Source organism: Gottfriedia sp. ABJ_BB2_2 (assembly GCF_055484705.1).
The window spans coordinates 79425-98980 of record NZ_JBVFKR010000010.1 but is presented as its reverse complement, the minus strand read 5'-3'; the positions used below and the strand labels follow the sequence as shown (position 1 = coordinate 98980).

General features: G+C 32.8%; 15 protein-coding genes and 1 other annotated feature. Of the genes, 3 read left to right on the top strand and 12 right to left on the bottom strand.

Going from position 1 to position 19556, the window contains the following annotated elements:
* Nucleotides 1-44: 44 nt before the first annotated feature.
* From ACX6U0_RS17985 to ACX6U0_RS17970, 4 genes are all read right to left on the bottom strand, one after another.
* A complete protein-coding gene (locus ACX6U0_RS17985) occupies nucleotides 45-998 on the bottom strand; it encodes a hypothetical protein (protein WP_464961248.1) in 954 nt (317 codons plus the stop codon).
* A gap of 161 nt (nucleotides 999-1159) precedes the next feature.
* Complete coding sequence (locus ACX6U0_RS17980; protein WP_464961247.1) at nucleotides 1160-2878, bottom strand: sensor domain-containing diguanylate cyclase; 1719 nt, start codon at nucleotides 2876-2878, stop codon at nucleotides 1160-1162.
* A 28-nt stretch (nucleotides 2879-2906) separates the two neighbouring features.
* Nucleotides 2907-4208, bottom strand: a complete 1302-nt coding sequence (locus ACX6U0_RS17975) for a bifunctional folylpolyglutamate synthase/dihydrofolate synthase (RefSeq protein ID WP_464961246.1) — start codon at nucleotides 4206-4208, stop codon at nucleotides 2907-2909.
* Nucleotides 4209-4282: 74 nt separating this feature from the next.
* The gene (locus ACX6U0_RS17970) at nucleotides 4283-6925 is read right to left on the bottom strand and encodes a valine--tRNA ligase (protein WP_464961245.1); all 2643 of its coding nucleotides are present in this window, start codon (nucleotides 6923-6925) and stop codon (nucleotides 4283-4285) included.
* Nucleotides 6926-6976: 51 nt separating this feature from the next.
* Nucleotides 6977-7220, bottom strand: a binding site (T-box leader).
* 228 nt (nucleotides 7221-7448) lie between these two features.
* On the opposite strand from ACX6U0_RS17970, the gene ACX6U0_RS17965 reads away from it, so the two are divergent.
* On the top strand, nucleotides 7449-8195 hold the full coding sequence (locus ACX6U0_RS17965) for a sporulation protein (protein WP_464961244.1): 747 nt from the start codon (nucleotides 7449-7451) through the stop codon (nucleotides 8193-8195).
* A 168-nt stretch (nucleotides 8196-8363) separates the two neighbouring features.
* Here ACX6U0_RS17965 and ysxE read toward each other — a convergent pair whose 3' ends face one another.
* The 8 genes from ysxE to hemA form a co-directional block, all read right to left on the bottom strand.
* Nucleotides 8364-9392 (bottom strand): spore coat protein YsxE, encoded by a 1029-nt coding sequence (ysxE, locus tag ACX6U0_RS17960; RefSeq protein WP_464961243.1) that lies wholly within the window; start codon nucleotides 9390-9392, stop codon nucleotides 8364-8366.
* 86 nt (nucleotides 9393-9478) lie between these two features.
* Nucleotides 9479-11236: a LysM peptidoglycan-binding domain-containing protein gene (locus ACX6U0_RS17955; protein WP_464961242.1), complete on the bottom strand. Its 1758-nt coding sequence runs from the start codon at nucleotides 11234-11236 to the stop codon at nucleotides 9479-9481.
* 294 nt (nucleotides 11237-11530) lie between these two features.
* On the bottom strand, nucleotides 11531-12820 hold the full coding sequence (gene hemL, locus ACX6U0_RS17950; protein ID WP_464961241.1) for a glutamate-1-semialdehyde 2,1-aminomutase: 1290 nt from the start codon (nucleotides 12818-12820) through the stop codon (nucleotides 11531-11533).
* A gap of 6 nt (nucleotides 12821-12826) precedes the next feature.
* Complete coding sequence (gene hemB / locus ACX6U0_RS17945) at nucleotides 12827-13813, bottom strand: porphobilinogen synthase (protein ID WP_464961240.1); 987 nt, start codon at nucleotides 13811-13813, stop codon at nucleotides 12827-12829.
* A gap of 29 nt (nucleotides 13814-13842) precedes the next feature.
* Nucleotides 13843-14610 (bottom strand): uroporphyrinogen-III synthase, encoded by a 768-nt coding sequence (locus ACX6U0_RS17940; protein WP_464961239.1) that lies wholly within the window; start codon nucleotides 14608-14610, stop codon nucleotides 13843-13845.
* Nucleotides 14603-15535 (bottom strand): hydroxymethylbilane synthase, encoded by a 933-nt coding sequence (gene hemC, locus ACX6U0_RS17935; protein ID WP_464961238.1) that lies wholly within the window; start codon nucleotides 15533-15535, stop codon nucleotides 14603-14605. The genes ACX6U0_RS17940 and hemC overlap by 8 nt, the downstream gene beginning before the upstream one ends.
* 13 nt (nucleotides 15536-15548) lie before the next feature.
* Nucleotides 15549-16382 carry a cytochrome c biogenesis protein CcsA gene (gene ccsA / locus ACX6U0_RS17930; RefSeq protein ID WP_464961237.1) on the bottom strand — a complete coding sequence of 278 codons (834 nt, stop codon included), beginning with the start codon at nucleotides 16380-16382 and terminating at the stop codon, nucleotides 15549-15551.
* Nucleotides 16383-16391: 9 nt separating this feature from the next.
* A complete protein-coding gene (hemA, locus tag ACX6U0_RS17925; RefSeq protein ID WP_464961236.1) occupies nucleotides 16392-17744 on the bottom strand; it encodes a glutamyl-tRNA reductase in 1353 nt (450 codons plus the stop codon).
* A gap of 224 nt (nucleotides 17745-17968) precedes the next feature.
* Here hemA and ACX6U0_RS17920 point away from each other — a divergent pair, with 224 nt between their 5' ends.
* Entirely contained in the window at nucleotides 17969-18451 is a 483-nt protein-coding gene (locus tag ACX6U0_RS17920; RefSeq protein WP_464961235.1) for a LiaF transmembrane domain-containing protein, read from the top strand.
* A 53-nt stretch (nucleotides 18452-18504) separates the two neighbouring features.
* Complete coding sequence (locus tag ACX6U0_RS17915; RefSeq protein ID WP_464961234.1) at nucleotides 18505-19536, top strand: ion channel; 1032 nt, start codon at nucleotides 18505-18507, stop codon at nucleotides 19534-19536.
* Nucleotides 19537-19556: the final 20 nt, after the last annotated feature.

Below are 19556 nucleotides of genomic sequence, written 5' to 3'. Positions count from 1 at the left end.
CTCATTATATTGTTATATTACTGTAATAAAAAATACACTAACAATTAATTTGTTAGTGTATTTTTTTGCTCTTTCAATAACTTAAACAAGGCTAATACATCTTTTTGAACATTTTGTGTAACTTGATTCAAAGTTTGTCCTTCGCTATTCGATAATTCTTTTTCTATATTTTGTAAATGCTTAAGTCCTGTCAGTAATTGTTGATTTTTAATGAGATCTTTTTGATTATTTAAGATTAATAACGTTGAGTTAATTTGTTCTAACTGCTTTTCATTATTGAAATTATTACTTGTTAAGTAAGATAGAATAAATGCAAAAGTCTCGATTTCTGCTTTATACATTTCTACCGATTGTTTAGGACCCGTATATTCTCCTCCGCCAATAGATTCTTCTTTTAAATAAGCACTGTTAAGTTTCTTCTTAACTTCATCCTTTAAAAAAGTGCTTTCTTTTCCACTTAATGCGATTACAACAAAATAAGCTTTATTTTTTTCATAAATGACTGCATCATACCCCTGCTCAGCTATTTCTTCTACATTTTTTTGAGCAGAATCCATATTTTTAAACATTCCAACTTGCGCTAGGTCAAAGGAAATGGATGGAACATTCATCTGAACTTGTGTCGGAGCGACTGTAACTATATCTGGATTTTGTTGTTCTGACTTAGATTGTTTAAATATACCTAAAAATACAAATCCAAAACATAAGCCTATCAGACTCGCACTAATAATTGAGATGATGATACTTTTGGAAGAAGAATTTTTAAGAAAAAAAGGAATCTTTCTTTTTTCATTTTTCATTTTCGGCTTTTTCTTTGCATTCTTTTTCTTTTTAACATCATCTAAAACAATTACTTTTTTTCCTAATCCGTCAGGAGTTGGAAGTACCCACTGAAATTCCGTTTTATCCTCTACATTTTCATGAGGATTCACAACGTCTTCTTCATATTCTTTTTCCTCTCCGTTAATTTTAATCGATATTTTTGAGGACTTGTCCATTTGAATCCTCCTAATATTTTATTTTATAACGTAACAGAATACTAACATACAAAATCAAAAAAACTAGCCGACATTTGTCGAGAACAACAATGTATCGCTCTACAAATTTCGCTTAAACATTCATAAACAAAAAAAGAAACCACCAAAATAGAAGGTAGTTTCTACTTACTATATAATGCGACTTTATTTCTTCCTGCATTTTTTGCATCTGAATACATTGCACGATCGGCACAACGAATTAAGTCAGTTGGTTCATTTGCCACATTCGGCGCAATTGCGGCACCGATACTAGCTGTTATCGTTAACTTAATTTTTTGATTTTCATTTTTCATATGATCTGTTACATAAAAAGGGACATTTTCTAGGCTTGTCCTAAGTTCTTCAGCGATTAAGTAAGTTTCGTTTTCATCGTGATTAACAAGTAATACCGAAAACTCTTCTCCACCAAAACGAGCAACAATACCCTTTTTTTGGACAATACTTTTAATTCTTTGAGCAACCTCATATAAAACTTCATTTCCAGCTTGATGACCATAGAGGTCATTTACTCTTTTAAAATGATCTAAATCCATTAATAACAAAGAAATTGATTTTATTTCGAATGTTTTTAAACGGATAAATTCACTTTTAATCAATGCTTCTAGATATTGAAAATTATATAAACCAGTCAAAGAATCCGTTTCACTTTTCATTTTTGTTTCTAAATAAAAACGTGCATTTTCTATTGCAATAGCAAGATATAACGCAAGGATCTCAACCATAACAACTTGATATCGTTTATAAGCATTTTTCTGTTCAGAAGCAAGGGTTAGCACACCAATCACTTGCTTATTTTTAATGATTGGTATTGAAAGTAAACTTTCTGCATTTATATATTGCTGATGGTCATTCGTGAACCATTGTGATCTTCTGTTAAAAATATATTCTTTTTTCTCCGAGAACACTTTTTCAGTAATAGACCCCTCAAATATACTTTTTAAGTTCGATGTACTAAAATCTTTGTCTTCAGTATTATTTTGAAAAAAACGTTTTAATTTTAATTGATCATCTTTCATTAAATATAAACTTCCATAAGTTACCGGAATTAGATTTGTTAACTGATCAAAAAATTCATCTATAACATTATCTTCTTCCATTCTTTGCGTCATTTTTTGGCTTATTTTCATCGTTTGTTTTAAATATTTATTCATATTTAAAGCAGATGACAATGAATTGAGTATGACCATTAAAATAATATAATAAATTGCGATATAAAATAATGTTAAATAACCTTTTGTTTCTAACATTAAATACAAGCTGATACCAATAGGATACATTAATAGACTGATGAAAAGATCCCATCTAAACTCACGATTATATAATTTAGCGTCCTTTTTAAACAATTTTGTAGTGATCACATACAAAATGATTTGATTGATCCAAAAAGATACGAGCGTATAAATCAATAAAGGAACTAAATTATCAATCATTTCTTTTGTTCCACTAAATCCAATTGTTCCACCAAAAAGTTTATATAATACCGCGCTTCCAACAGAACAAATCGCAAACATTAAAGAATTAAGAGGCATCCGATACAATGTTTTCCTCGTAAGACTTAGTCTTATATATAGGAATGCATATCCCATTTGGGTTATGAGTAATTCTGCAAAGAGACCATACTTTAAAAAAACTAATATAGAAATACCCAATATAAACGAAAATGTAGCATCATTTATTTGAATTGGCATATTTGCAACGACTAAAAATAAGCAGAAGATGATAAAGAAGTTCGCTTTTTCTATGTGACCAAGAGGACTAACCAAGTGAGCATAATAAAATAATATAGGCATTACGACTGCCCAAGAAATCCAAATAAGTCTATTATTATGCTTACTGATCATGATTAGTTATCCCTCCTTACGAAATTTTCTAATAGTGTTTATTTACTAAATATTTTCTCACATCTGAAATAAAATATAAAGAACCAGTTAGTAATAAAATCCCATTTTTTTGAATTTTTTTAACATTTTTCTCTAATGCTTCGTTGAAATCTATTTCGTAGTCTACATTTAATGTTTGTGCAGTATGAATTAATTCTTCATGTGACATTGCTCTTGGAAAATCAAAGGTTGTCATAATGATATTCTTCGTTATTTTTTGTAACAATTCTACCATTTCAATTACATCTTTATCTCTTAATGCAGAGAAAACAATTGTAATATCATGTTGATTAAAATGAGCTTTCATCGTTTGAACGAGACTTTGTATTCCCTCAGTATTATGGGCTCCATCAATTAATATCATCGGCTCTGTTGAAATTTTTTCTAGTCTACCTTCTCTATTAGCTTTTTTTAAACCTGATTTTAATTCATAATCTGTTACTTGAAAACCGTATGTATCTGTTAGTATTTCTATTGCCATTATTGCACATGATGCATTCCTAATTTGATGTTGCCCGAGCATAGAAATTTCTATTTGCTCAAATCTGTTTTGTAAACCAATATAGGTAAAGCGCTCATGATTCTTACTTTTTTGATCGATTGCTCTAAAATGTTTATCATATTCATAGAGTGTTGACTCATTCTTTATCGCCATATTTTGAATAATGTTAAGTGCTTCTTCTTTTAATTCAGCCGTAATCGTTGGAATACCTTTTTTAATTATTCCAGCTTTTTGCACTGTAATTTCCTCGATTGTATCACCTAGTATTTGATGATGGTCATGTCCGATGCTTGTAATGATACTAATTAACGGCTTTATTACATTCGTACAATCCTCTAAACCACCTAACCCTACTTCTACAAGAAACAGATCGTGTTCTTTGACTTTTCCAAAATAATAAAATGCCATAGTTGTCAGAATTTCAAATTCTGTTGGTGCTCCACATGGAAGTTTCTCAACCTCTTCTACGATTGGAATCATTTTATTTACTAACATAATAAAGTCTTCTTTTCCGATCATTTCTCCATTGAACATAATTTGTTCTCTGTAATCAATGATATAAGGTGAAGTAAAAGCTCCAATCTTATAGTCAGCCTCTATTAAAATACTTTGAAGGTAAGATATTGTTGAACCTTTCCCATTTGTACCTGCAACATGAATTGCTTTTATATGATGGTGTGGATGGTCCAATCGAAGTAACATTTCTTCCATTCTCTGTAAACCCGGTACAATTCCAAATTTTGTTCGGTTTAACATCCAATTTAATGCTTCATTATAAGTGCTTACCATTTTCAATCACCCTTTTCGTAAAAAACGACGAATAAGATGGCTCTTTATTCGTCGTTTTGTTACTTTTCACTATATTATTTACTTAATTCAGCAATACGTAATGTAACTGCAGCTTGTTTTTCTAAATAATCTTTTTCTTTGCGACGCTCTTCCTCAATTACTGATTCAGGTGCTTTCGCAACGAAACCTTGATTACTTAGTTTCTTTTGAACACGTTCTACTTCACTCGTCCATTTTTCTAATTCTTTTTCTAAACGTTTTTTCTCTTCATCTAAGTTTATTAATCCCTCAAGTGGTAAATAAATTTCTGCACCGCTTATTACTGCAGACATACATTTTTCTGGTGCAGTTAAGTTCGTAGAAATTGTTAATTCTTCAGGATTACAGAAACGTTCGATATATGAACGATTTTCTTCTAATGCTGCTGCAATTGCTTCATCTTTCGCAGCAATCATCAGTTGTACCTTTTTACTCATTGGTGTATTTACTTCGGCACGAATATTACGAACTGAGCGAATTAATTCAACTAACATTTTCATTGTTTCAGATGCTTTTTTATTTGTTAAATCAGCATTTACAGTTGGCCAAGCTGAAACTGTAATTGACTCACCCTTATGTGGAAGTGACTGCCAAATTTCTTCAGTTACAAACGGCATAAACGGATGTAAAAGCTTCATCGTACTTTCTAAAACATGAGCTAAAACAGAACGAGTCATGTTTTTTGCATCTTCATTTTCACCGTATAAAGGAATCTTAGCCATTTCAATATACCAGTCACAAACATCATCCCAGATGAAATTGTATAGTACACGGCCAACTTCACCAAATTCGTAACGATCAATTAATGAAGTAACACTTTCAATCGTTTCATTTAAACGAGTTAGAATCCATTCATCAGCAACAGATTTTTCTTTCGTTAAATCAATTTGATCATATGTGAATCCTTCCATATTCATTAACGCAAATCGAGAAGCATTCCAAATTTTATTAACAAAGTTCCAAGTCGCTTCAACCTTTTCAATACTAAAACGTAAATCTTGACCAGGTGCACTACCTGTTGTTAAGAAGTAGCGTAGTGAATCCGCTCCATATTTTTCAATAACATCCATTGGATCAACGCCGTTACCAAGAGATTTACTCATTTTGCGACCTTGTTCATCTCTTACTAATCCGTGGATTAGTACATCATTGAATGGACGCTTACCTGTAAACTCGATTCCTTGGAAAATCATACGAGATACCCAGAAGAAGATAATATCATAACCAGTTACTAATACGTTTGTAGGGAAGTAAGCTTGGAAATCTTTACTTTCTTCATTTGGCCAACCTAATGTTGAGAATGGCCATAATGCTGAACTAAACCAAGTGTCTAATACATCATTATCTTGGTTCCAATTTTCAATATCAGCTGGTGGCTCTTGATTTACATAGATTTCCCCTGTTTCTTTATGATACCAAGCTGGAATACGATGTCCCCACCATAATTGACGAGAGATACACCAGTCACGAATGTTTTCCATCCAACGAAGATACGTTTTTTCAAAACGATCCGGTACGAATTTTACACTATCATCAGAGTTTTGTAATGCAACAGCAGCATCAGCTAATGGTTGCATTTTAACAAACCATTGAGTAGATAAATATGGCTCAACTACCGCTCCACTTCGTTCACTATGTCCTACAGAGTGCATGTGCTCCTCGATTTCTACAAGAACGCCATTCTCCTGTAAATCTTTAACGATTTGTTTACGGCATTCAAAGCGATCCATACCATTGTATTTTCCAGCTTTTTCATTCATCGTACCATCTTCATTCATAACTAGAATTCGTGGTAAGTCATGACGGTTACCTACTTCAAAATCATTTGGATCATGAGCAGGTGTAATTTTTACTACCCCAGTACCAAATTCCATGTCAACATAATCGTCTGCAATTATTGGAATTTCGCGGTTAACGATAGGTAGCATTACAGTCTTACCAATCATTGATTGATATCTTTCATCTTCTGGATGAACTGCAATTGCAGTATCCCCTAACATTGTTTCTGGTCTTGTTGTTGCAATTTGAATGCTTCCAGATCCATCTGTTAAAGGATATTGCATATGATAGAAAGCACCTTGAACATCCTTGTAAATTACTTCAATATCAGATAAAGCTGTTTTTGTCGCAGGATCCCAGTTAATGATATACTCTCCGCGATAAATTAAACCTTTATTATATAGTTTTACGAATACTTCCTTAACTGCATCAGAAAGGCCTTCATCTAGCGTAAAGCGCTCACGACTATAATCTAACCCAAGACCAATTTTCTCCCATTGAGAACGAATGTGAGAAGCATATTCTTCCTTCCATTCCCAAGCTTTTTCTAAAAACTTTTCGCGTCCTAAATCGTATCTTGTTAAGCCTTCTTCACGTAGTTTACCTTCTACCTTGGCTTGAGTAGCGATTCCAGCGTGATCCATTCCTGGTAGATACAATACATCATAACCTTGCATACGTTTTGTACGAGTTAAGATATCTTGTAATGTAGTATCCCAAGCATGACCTAAATGTAATTTTCCAGTTACGTTAGGTGGTGGAATTACGATTGTATATTTTGGTTTCTCCGATTCTACTTGTGCTTCGAAAAACTTTCCATCTAACCAAAATTGGTAACGATCTTTTTCAACTAAACTTGGATCATATTTTGTTGGTAATGATTGTTGTTTTGTTTCCATGATTACATCTCCTCTTTGCTTTTTGAAAAATAAAAAACTCCATTTATCCTAGAAAAGGACGAATGGAGTTTGATTCGCGGTACCACCTTTTTTTGTCAGAAAAACAGAAAAAAATAAAAACATTTCTGACACACTTAAAAAGATAACGGATCATCCGGAAACTTCTAGTCGCATAAAGCTTTCAAAGTCACTGCTCAAGGGCGACATTCCAACTCTTTTTTCTAGAAACCTCCCACCAAATGGTTTCCTCTCTGAAGAACTAGTTTGTTGTACTCTTCCCTATCAACGCATTTCAATATGAATATATTTTATAGTCTACAAAATTTTCGTAACTTTAGTCAACAGTATTTCTATTTTCTTTCTAGAATATTCCTAATGTGTCAATATTGTACCAACATTTTTAATGGATAAATTAAATAAGAAAAGGAATTGTAATGAATTTTTAACATTCACATATACTAGTACTTATTTAATTATGCGATAATTATATAATATCCAGATATAATGTTTAAGGGGGATAACCATGGGTTTATTTAAAAATACATTAGCTCGTGTTCTTGGAATTGGAGGAACGAGAATTGATACAAAGCTTGAAAAAACTGAATACCAAGCTGGCGAACGTGTAAAAGGTGAATTACATATAAAAGGCGGGAAAGTGAAACAAGAACTTGAATCTGTTTTCTTACATGTAATGACTGATTATGAAGTTGAGACGAATGATAAAACTTACCATCAAAATGGTACATTACAAAAAGTAATCGTGTCAGTTGATCGAGTAATCAATGCGAATGAAGAAGTTGTCATTCCTTTTTTCTTTACTCTTTCAGAGAATACACCAGTTTCGCTGCACAAATCTCATATTTGGATTAAAACACATTTAGAAATAGATAAAGCAGTTGATCAATATGATGCGGATGGTATCCAAGTCATTCCTTCTATTGGATTAAAAACTGTTATACAAGCTCTTCAAGAGGAAGGGTTTGTCTTAAGAGAAAGTGAAAACAAGAAAAAATTCGGTAAGATTATCCAGGAATTCGAATTTTATCCTATGAATGGTGATTTTAGAGGTAAATTAGACGAATTAGAAGTTAATTATTTAAGCTTCGATAAAACTGTAGACATCGTTCTTCAAGTCGATCGTAAAACTACAGGCTTATTTTCTGATTCAGATGAAATGAATGTTAGAATTTCATTCTCAAAAGACCAGATAACTGATAAACAATATGTACGTAGTAGTCTAATGAATGCTATTAAAAGATACTGTAAATAAACACTTCATTTTATAAAAATAGTTTGCAATCATTATGTTTATATAGGTAATAGAATTGATAATAAAAACTAAGCTGGTAGCCTAGATTGGACAACCAGCTTAGTTTTTTTAATTTTAACTTTCTAGTTGAACTACTAAAAATACATCTAGCTATGAAACTAGATGCACTTAATCCATGATCATTTTCGCAGCCTCAATATCTTCTTGGATTTTTGATACAAAAAATTCAATATTATTCATATGCCAATAAGAATGTAATAACTCTTTCACTCGATCTTTTTCATTCAAATTTCCGGTCCGTTTTGTATAGGACGTTATTTTAGTTGCAGTTTGTACAGGATAAGCCATATAACTCATGAATAATAGTTTTTCTTCTTCCCTCAATGAAAAGTTCTTTTCATACATTTTCAACCAATTATTTCGATCAGGCTGCTGTATCGGATAGGTTTTAAATGAATTCTTATAGTAATTTGATAAATCTTGAATTGGTGTCGTTTCTTGAGCATTTTCTAAGTTAATAAATACTCCCTCGCCTCTTTCATTTACTAAGAAATGAGAAATCGATAGACTACCATGATTCATCACAATTCTTGTGTTTTCTGTTTCCTTCATTTTTTTAAACCATTCTCCTAATTGATCGTTAGCAAATTGATGAGCGCTTAATATTTTATGAAAATATGTGCAGTAGCTTAATTCATATGGTGACATATACCAATTACCTTCAGCTGCTTCAATAAAATTCTCTAAAACTTCTTTTTCTTTACTCCATCTCTTTGTTAAAGTATCATAATGACTTTGTAACTGATCTTTATCAACTTTCTTTTCTTTTTGTGTTCGGTTATGCATCTTCCCTAATGCAGTAAACATCCTTTGAAAGTGTAAATTTTCATCAGATCTAGAATCTACACTTTCAATCCATGGCATTAGATAATAATGCTTTGTGTTATATTCAACAACATAATCGCCATTTTGAGTGTGATATATTGGAACAACATTGCGAAAACCTCGCTCTTGTAAGGAACGAACGTTTTCAACTAAATTATTACGATAAATTCTACTTGGATTTGCTTCTTTTAAAGCAAATACCCCTTGGTTAGTATAAACTTTCACTACTTTTCCTACAGTTTCAAAGTAATTTGGTACTATATGATATTGCGCTAAAATGACGCTTATTTCATCCTTAGGCTTAGTATACAATGCGCGTCACTCTCACTTTCTAAATGAGTAAAAGCCTTGTATTAGTAGACAAGTATCTAGACTAATACAAAGCTCATACTATATTATTATTGTTTTATTGCCGTGACTGGAATGTAGATAATTTGACCCTCTGATAAAAATTCGTCATTTAAATTATTAACTCTATTTAACTGTTGCGTCTGCAAATTATATTTTTTAGCAACCGTTTCAATTGTGTCACCATTTTGGGCTAGATATAGTTTCAATTTTGAATATGACTCTTCTTTACCTTCACCCGTGAATAAACTTGAGAGCAGATTGTCAGATTTTACACTTCTAGCTTCATTAGCTTCTTCTTGTGCAGTAGAATCTTCATTTTGAGCCTCTTCTGAGACTTCACCTGAAGCCTCTCCAGCTACTTGAGCTTGATAATATTCTGCATAGTATGGTGGTGTTTGACGAACATCATTTGCATTCAGGTGTGCAGGATTAACCTGTGTATATGGATTTTGGTATTGTGGCTGCTGGTTATAAGTAAAAGGTGGTTGTTGATATTGATTATTTACATAAGGTTGATAGCTTTGTTCAACTGCACGTCTATACTGTTCTTCATAGCTTTGAATGTCATTTTGTACATTAAAAGGATTATTTTGCTGAGTGTTGTATGCATTATAAGAATTGTTTTGTTGTCCAGTAACATCATTATTTAGAAAACTTGGTTTCTGAACAACTTCATTATTTAAAAAGCTTGGTTGCTGTGTCGTAAATTCATTATTTAAAAAGCTTTGTCTTGGATTCACTTCATTATTTAGAAAGCTTGGTTGAAGCGTGAATTCACTAGTCGCTTCATTTTGTTTTGTTTCATATACATTGTTTTCTCTTGCGTCTAAATATACTTCTTGGTTTTCATTACTTTCTTCGCTAGAAAGATGAACTTCTTCATTCTCATAGCTTACTTCGTCTCCATACACTTCTTCACTTTCAAAATTCTCATCAGATTCCCTGTAAACTTCTTCATACTGTTCCTCTGATTGTTCCTCTACGTTTTCAACAGCTTGCGCTCCAAATGTATAAGTTTCCTCTTGTAGTTCTGTTTGATAAGACTCTTGCTCATCTTGATTTTCAACTGTTTCACTTGATTGAGTTTGGAAAACCTCAAGATAAGTTGGTTGTCTTGGGAATGTTGGATCTTCCTCATGTTGCTCGTTAGCTTCCAATGACTGGATCCAATCACTACCATATAAATCTTCCTTATCATTCACTTCAGACGATACAGGCTGTTGGTTAAAAAATTGGAATTGTTCTTCAAACTCTCTATCCTCTTGTTGTTCTTCTGCTTCAGATTCATTACTACTACGATAATCATTACCGTAATGATAATGATTATACTGATTTTGTTCTCTCTGCTCTTGATAATACTCAACAGCACGATTATCATGAAGGCCAGAAATACATAAATCAGCAGTAATTTGTATGCATCCTCTTTCAGTTAACTGATAATCAAAGGTTTCAACTGAAACACAAAGATTTTCCAAGTCTGTAATTCTTGTTAATGGAATTGAAATATCTACCGGAAATTGATGACGTAATTCACAGCTTCCATCATCTAAGGATCTAACGTCCTCTACTAGTCTTGAAGGTGCTAATTCTCTTAAGGAGAAGTAATCACCTTGCGTCACCTGATCAGGCGTATAATTACCTTCTAAGGTTAAGACACCCTTCACTTGAACATATTCATCGAATTGCTGTATAGTAATGTCTGGATTTAGCGAGAGTGACCTTACCTCTTTAACTTCCTGTCCTTTTTGGAACCAGACAGTTTCTTTCAATGAAAAACGAATATTTGTTTGATTTTCTGAAGACACGTTAATGTCCTCCTCTCATCGTCCATTTTGGTCTATGACAATACATCTTTATGAGAGGAAAGAAAAAATTATGAAAAAAAGATTCATATTTTGTACAAAAAATGAATCTTTAAGATACTATTCTCAGTATTGGAAATATCCAGAGCTAAAAATTTTATTATCATTAGTATCCACAATCTTTGTTGCCATTTAAGTATTTAATGATTTCACGTAATTTCTATCTTACTTTGAAGTGCAGGCCGCAAAAACCATAAAAAAACCCCATACAGTTATATTGTATGGGATCTATTTACATTAATTATTTAATTGCGAAAAAGCATATTCTGCAGCTGCGATCGTTTTTTGAATATCCTCATCAGTATGTGAAGTAGATAAGAACAATCCTTCAAATTGTGAAGGTGGTAAGAACACACCCTGTTCAGCCATCAGTTGATAATATTTTGCAAACATTTCTAAATTAGATGTTTTTGCAGCTTCATAATTTTCAACTTTTTCATTCGTAAAGAAGAATCCTACCATTGAACCTGCACGGTTGATACAATGTGGAATATTGTATTTTTCTGCTGCTGCTTTGTAACCAGCTTCTAATAAATCTGCTTTACGATTAAATTCATGATAATCTTCTTCAGTTAATTGACTTAATGTTTCAAATCCTGCAGTCATTGCTAATGGGTTTCCTGACAGTGTACCTGCTTGATAAATTGGACCACTTGGCGCAATTTGATTCATAATTTCGGCTTTACCACCGTATGCACCTACAGGTAATCCACCACCTATTACTTTACCTAAACATGTTATATCAGGTGTTACACCAAAATGACCTTGTGCACAATTATATCCTACACGGAAACCAGTCATCACTTCATCAAAGATTAATAATGTACCATATTGCGTTGTAATGTCACGTAGACCTTCTAAAAAGCCTTCAACTGGTGGAACTACCCCCATATTACCTGCAACTGGTTCAACAATAATTGCTGCTAAATCATCTCCAAATTGTTCAAATGCAAAGCGAACACTTTCTAGATCATTATAAGGTACAGTAATCGTATTAGCTGCTACACCGGCTGGAACACCAGGACTATCTGGTAATCCAAGCGTAGCAACGCCTGAACCTGCTTTAATTAGTAATGAATCACCGTGCCCGTGATAGCATCCTTCAAACTTTAATATTTTATTGCGACCAGTGAACCCACGTGCTAAACGCAATGCACTCATTGTTGCTTCAGTACCTGAGTTTACCATTCGAACAACCTCAATTGAAGGCACTCGGTCAATTACAAGCTTCGCAAGTTCTGTTTCTTTAAGTGTTGGAGCACCAAAGCTAGTACCTGTTTCAGCTGTACGTTTTAATCCTTCAACTACTCGCTCATTAGAATGACCTAAAATTAATGGTCCCCATGAAAGTACATAGTCAATATATTCATTACCATCAATATCATAAATCTTAGAGCCTTTTCCGTGGCTCATAAAAATAGGAGCCATATTTACACTTTTAAATGCACGTACTGGACTGTTAACACCACCTGGAAGAACTTGTTTTGCTTCTTCAAAAGCTTCAATAGATTTGTTATAAGATCTCATTTTCGATTACTTCCCTTCAGACATCCATCTGCAAGCATCTTTTGCGTGGTATGTCATAATCATATCTGCACCTGCACGTTTCATACTGATTAGTTTTTCCATTACAATCTTCTCTTCTTCAACCCAACCATTTAAAGCAGCTGCTTTCACCATTGCATATTCCCCACTTACATTATAAGCAACAATTGGTTGGTGATAATGATTGCGAATATCTCGAATGATATCTAAATACGAAAGTGCTGGTTTAATAATTAAAAAGTCTGCGCCCTCAACCGTATCAGATTCTGCCTCACGGAACGCTTCTAAACGATTAGCTGGGTCCATTTGGTATGCCTTACGATCCCCTTGACCTGGTGCACTTTGAGCGGCTTCACGGAATGGTCCATAAAACGCAGATGCATATTTAACTGCATAAGACATAATTGGCGTATTTTCAAAACCTGCCTCATCTAAAGCGTGACGGATTGTTGCAACAAATCCATCCATCATATTTGAAGGGGCAATAATATCTGCTCCTGCTTTTGCTTGGCTAACCGCTGTTTTTGCTAAAAGTATTAATGACTCGTCATTGTTAACATAACCGTCTTCTAATACACCACAATGTCCATGATCCGTATATTCACATAAACATGTATCAGCTATTACAACCATTTCAGGATATTGTTCTTTAGTTTGTGTAATAGCTCTTTGTACAATACCAGTAGCACAATAAGCTTCAGAACCTACTGCATCCTTCACATCAGGAATACCAAAGAAAATAACAGAACGAATACCAAGTGATGCGATTTCGTCCATTTCTTTCTTTAACTCATCTAATGAAAATTGGTAGACACCTGGCATTGAATTAATTGGATTTTTAATCCCTTTTCCTTCAACGACAAAAAGTGGATAAATAAAGTCTTCTTTATGTAAATGTGTCTCTCTCACCATTGAACGTAATGCAGGTGTTTTTCGTAAACGACGATGGCGATCAAACGGAATAGAATAAGTCATTATTTTTCTCCTTTTTTACAAAGAACACGTTATTTTGAAACGTCTTCTACTATTTTTTTGATTAATGAATCAATCGTAAATTTACTAGGAACTAAAATATTTTTAAACCCTCTTTGATTAGCCTCTAAAGCAGTAACATCACCAATACATGCAATACATACGTGCTCTAGTTCTTTCAAATCAATTGTTCCGTCAATTAAATCACAAAATTGTCTTACACTGAACGGGTTTAAAAATGTAATGACATCTACTTTTTTTTCCAACAGTAATGTAATAAGATTCTCTCTCACATTTGTATTTGGAATGGTTTCGTATACAGTTAGTAAAGTAACATGATGTCCATTTTTTCCTAGTATATTTGGAACAGTTTCACTAGCTAGTGATCCACGGATAAATAAAAATTTAGATTTATCCCCTAAGATTGAACTTAACTCAGTTGCTAATGTTTTTCCAGTAAATTGACTTGGTATAAAAGTTACTTGAATGCCACTTTCTTCTAGGAATTTTTTTGTTTTTTCTCCTACAGCACCAATTTTTTTCATATTTACCAACTCTATCAATTCTTTTGTACTATTTTGCACAAAGTATATGACAGCGTTAACACTAGTAAACAAAAGCCAATCTGTTTCTTCTACTAATTTATAAAGCTTCATAGGTAAAACTGAGGCCTGTTGAACTTTTTGAAGTGGTAAATTAATTGGGCAACCACCAAACCGCTGAATTAATTGATTTAATTCAGCTGCTTGATGTTCTGCCCTAGTTACTAAGATGTTCATTCCATTTAAGGAATTATTCATCCGCTGCCTCTTTTACAGAATCAATGATCTCTTTTGCGCCACGTTTAATTAATAGATTTGCAGCCTCTTCACCAATTTCTATTGGATCTGATCCAACTACAGTTTCTTTTAAGATTGTAGTTCCGTCAGGTTTTGCAACTAATGCAGTTAATGAAATTTCATTCTGTTCATTCATTGTTGCAAATCCTGCTATTGGTACCTGGCAGCCTCCTTCCATTTTATGAAGGAATGCACGCTCAGCTTCAACAGTGGTATAAGTTAGTTCATCATTTAATCTATTTAATAGTTCACGTATTTCACTATCATTTTCACGACACTCAATTGCTAATGATCCTTGCCCAACTGCTGGAACACAGATTGTTTCATCAATATATTCATTGATACTCTCTTCAGCCCAACCCATTCTAGTAAGTCCTGCAGCTGCCAAAATAATAGCATCATATTCATTATCTCTTAATTTTTGTATACGTGTATCAATGTTTCCACGAATCCATTTGATTTCTAAATCCGGTCTTACTGCTTTAATTTGTGCACTTCTTCTTAAACTACTTGTACCAACAATCGAACCAGGTGCAAGATCCATTAATCCTTTTCCACTATTAGACAGAAGTGCATCCCTTGGATCGACACGTTTTGGTGTACAACCAATCATTAACCCTTCAGGTAAAATAGCTGGCATATCCTTCATACTATGTACAGCCAAATCGATTTCGTTCGTTAGCATTGCATGCTCAATTTCTTTTACAAATAATCCTTTTCCGCCAACCTTAGAAAGTGTAACATCAAGAATCACATCACCTTTTGTGACAATTTCTTTCAGTTCGAATTCATAATCTGGGGCTACTTCTTTTAGTTTTTCTACAAACCATTTAGTTTGTGTTAAAGCTAATTTACTTCTCCTTGTACCAACAACTATTTTACGCATAGTTTACAGCTCCTTACGTACTCCATAAATGAAACGATGAATATAGATTTGAGACAACATAATTTCCGAACAATACTAAAAAGCAACATATGTTAAATAGGCAAAGAGATTTACCAAATAAACGGTTGCTTACTTTTAGATAAATAAATGTACTAAACATGATTAATACAAAAAACGATCCAAGTACCTTCATGTCATACCAGACAAATGAGTGTAATCTAAGACTCGCCCAAATCACTCCTAGAAACAGGGAAGTAAACATAAGGGGTACGCCAAATAGATTAAAAGTATTAACCATTTTTTCCAACTTACCCAAACTTCCTAATTTCTTTAAGTGATTTGACCACTTTTTCTTTTTTAATAAAAAGTATTGGAAAATGTACATCACTGAGAAAATAAACGATAGCGTAAATGCTCCATACGCTAAAAATGCAAGTCCAATATGAACGTACAGTAACTCAGATTTTAACTGATCAACAAGTGTAGCCGTTTTACCAGCCTTCGGAATTAAAATGGACAGTGAAAATACTAAGAATGAAACAACATTCGTAAAGAATACTAAATAATCGAGCTTTACAAGCCAGTTAATAATCATTGATAAAGAAATGATTATCCATACATATACATATAAACCTTCTCTAGATGTAATGAAGGAAAATAAACTATATTGACTGACAGAGTAAATCATTAAAACTGTAGAAAATCCCCAAACAATTGCTAACAAATAAAAGGCAACTCTACTGGCCAGTCTATTTGTATCAATAAAATCGATAAACGAAAAAACAATACTCCATGCAAACAATAGGATGATCAAGTGGTATACAAAACTACTTTCCAATAGCTCCACTATGCAATCCTACAAATATCCTAATTCTTGTTTTACACGTAACGTATCTTTTTCTTTAGCAGTTTGCATGTGTTTTTCATCATTCGATTCATTCAATAATTCATCCAACTTAAAGATTTCTTTAAATAAGGCAATTTGAGCTTCGGATTGCTTAGATGAGCCCATCTCTTTTGCTTTCATAATAGGATCACGTAGCAACTGGTTTACGATACTCTTCGTATGCTTTTGAATGACTTTTAAATCTCTTTCAGATAAGTGTGGAAGTTTACGTTCTAAACTCGTCATCGTATCTGATTGAATGTCTAATGCTTTTTCACGTAAAGCTGAAATAACTGGTACAACGCCTAATAAAGATAACCATGATTGGAAATTATCAATTTCCTCTGTAATAGATTGTTTAATTTTTACTGCTTCTTTTTCACGTTCAGCTAAATTCTCAGCTACAATACCTTGCAAATCATCTATATCATATAAGAATGCACTGCTAATATTATGAATAGAAGGTTCAATATCTCGTGGCACCGCAATATCTACTAAAAATAATGGTTTACCTTTACGAGCTTTTTCAATTCGTTGAATCATCTTTTCTGTTATGACATATTCCTTTGACCCTGTTGAGCTAATAACAATGTCCGCTTCTTTTAAAGAGTCTTCTAAAGATTCTAGTCCTTTACCTACTCCATTAAATTGTGATGCAAGCTTTACTGCATTTTCAGTTGTACGATTAATCACAGTAACTTTGCCAACACCTTGTGAATAAAGGTTTTGCAAAGCAAGATTACTCATTTTACCTGCTCCAACAATTAAAACATTACATCCTTTTAGATTACTAAATATTTTCTTTGAAAGTTCTACTGCTGCATAGCTAACTGATACTGCATTTTCACCGATTCCAGTTTCAGAGTGAACTTTTTTTGCAAATGTAATGGCTTGTTTAAATAATTGATTAAAAATCGTTCCAATCACATGATCTTCTTGTGCTAGTAAGTAACTATCTTTTACTTGTCCTAGAATTTGTGTTTCACCGATTACCATTGAATCTAATCCACTTGAAACAGTAAATAAATGCTCAATCGCATCATTACCTGTTTTAATAATTAAATATGGAGACAATTCCTCATCCTTTAATCCGAATCTTTGTAAAAGAAATCTCTTCATGTAATATTGTCCAGTGTGAATTTGATCAACGACTGCATAAATTTCTGTACGATTACAAGTTGATACTATAATGTTCTCTAAAATGCTTTTCTCATTTTTTAAAGAACACATCGCTTCCGCTAGTTCACTAGGTGCAAACGCTACTTTTTCACGTACTTCAATCGGGGCAGTTTTATAATTAAGTCCGATTGTAATAATGTGCATTCCCTTTAAGCCCCCCTATTTATCTTAAGAATGACGATTTATCTATATCAATTAGGTAAAATATGATAACTATGTTCTACCTCAATATGCTATCATAAATGTTGTAATTTGTAGAATGATTAATCTTGAACATTTTATGAATTATACACAAATTATACACAAATTCTATTATACAATAATTTTTACATAAAAGTGATTACAAAAAATGTTAAACAGGAGTTGCTATGAAAAAAAATCGTTTATTTATTGGAATCCTATTAATCGGCTTTGGTTTGTATTACTTTATTTCGAAATGGCAGATCCCATCACTAAACATATTTACATACTGGACGACGCCAATCTTAATTACCGGAATTGCACTTTTAGTTCAAGCTTTTAAAGGTAAGGAAACTCATTATGTTTTCCCTGGATTTATCGTTCTTGGATTTGGCATACACTTTTATGCGATCTCACATATTGACTCATGGCCAAATCATTGGTCTGTCTTAACATTCATCATATCCATTGGCATGCTATTTCAATCTCAAAGAGGTAAAGGAGACCTACTTCCAGGAATTCTATTATTTATTATGTCTTTATTTTTCCTTTTTAATGAAAAGCTTACAACAATGCTTAGCTCACTACAGTCACAAGTTTCATATTTCCAGCAATATTGGCCTGTATTGATTGCCCTTATTGGTTTATACCTTCTATTTTCAAAAAAATAAACATATCGTTACTTAGAAGGATTTAACAACAATTCTTAGAGGGAGGACTGTCATTGCTATACTTCCTTACATTATGGAAAAAATTTGTTTCATTTAATTATGTATCAATATTAATTCTATCTATACTCATTGTCTCATTTGGGACGATTACTATACATATTTTAGAACCTGAGACATTTCCAACTTTATTTGAAGGCTTATGGTGGACGATGACAACCCTAACAACTGTTGGTTATGGTGACTATTTTCCAAAAACCGTGGCAGGTAAATGTTTAGGCATGTTCTTATTTATATTTGGTGTAGGTATTATCGGTTTGCTAGTTTCAAAAACTGTCGATTCCTTTTCAAAGTACCATCGGTTAAAGTTGGAGGGAAAAATTATGTATAAAGAGAATCATCATTATATTTATATTGGTTGGTCTAAAAAAACAAAAGATGCTATAGAAGAATTATTTGATTCTTCCCCAACGGCAAAAGTTGTCTTAATAGAAAATATTGACATTTCACCTTACGATCATCCGCAAGTACACTTTATACAAGGTGATCCATCGATAGAAAGTACACTGTTGAACGCAAATATTTTTGGTGCAAAAAGAGTATGTATTTTTGCAGATTCATTAATTGAAGATAGTGTGTTAAAGGATGGCAAAACATTACTGATCGCATCAGCAGTAGAATCATTATCAAAAACTCATCAAAAGCCGATTCATACAATTGTAGAAATATCAAAAGAAAGTCATATTGTTAACTTTAAACATGTAAATGTTGATGATTTCGTATTATCTTATGAATCTGTTTCAAGATTAATCGCAAAAACGACTTTACATCCCGGTACATCAACAATATTTAGACATCTATTAAACACTAAATTTGATGGTAGTAACATTCATGTCATTAAACCGTTAAAAGAATGGATCACGTATGAAGATGCATATTTGGAATTATTTAAAAAAGGCGCTTCATTATTAGCAGTAAATGAACAACTAAATATTCCGAAGTTAAAGAACTTACCTTTGCAATCAACTGATCGATTATATATTTATTGTGAAGAAAATATGCTTAAAACGATTCAAAATGAGCGTTAAAAATAAAAAAGAAGCTAGTA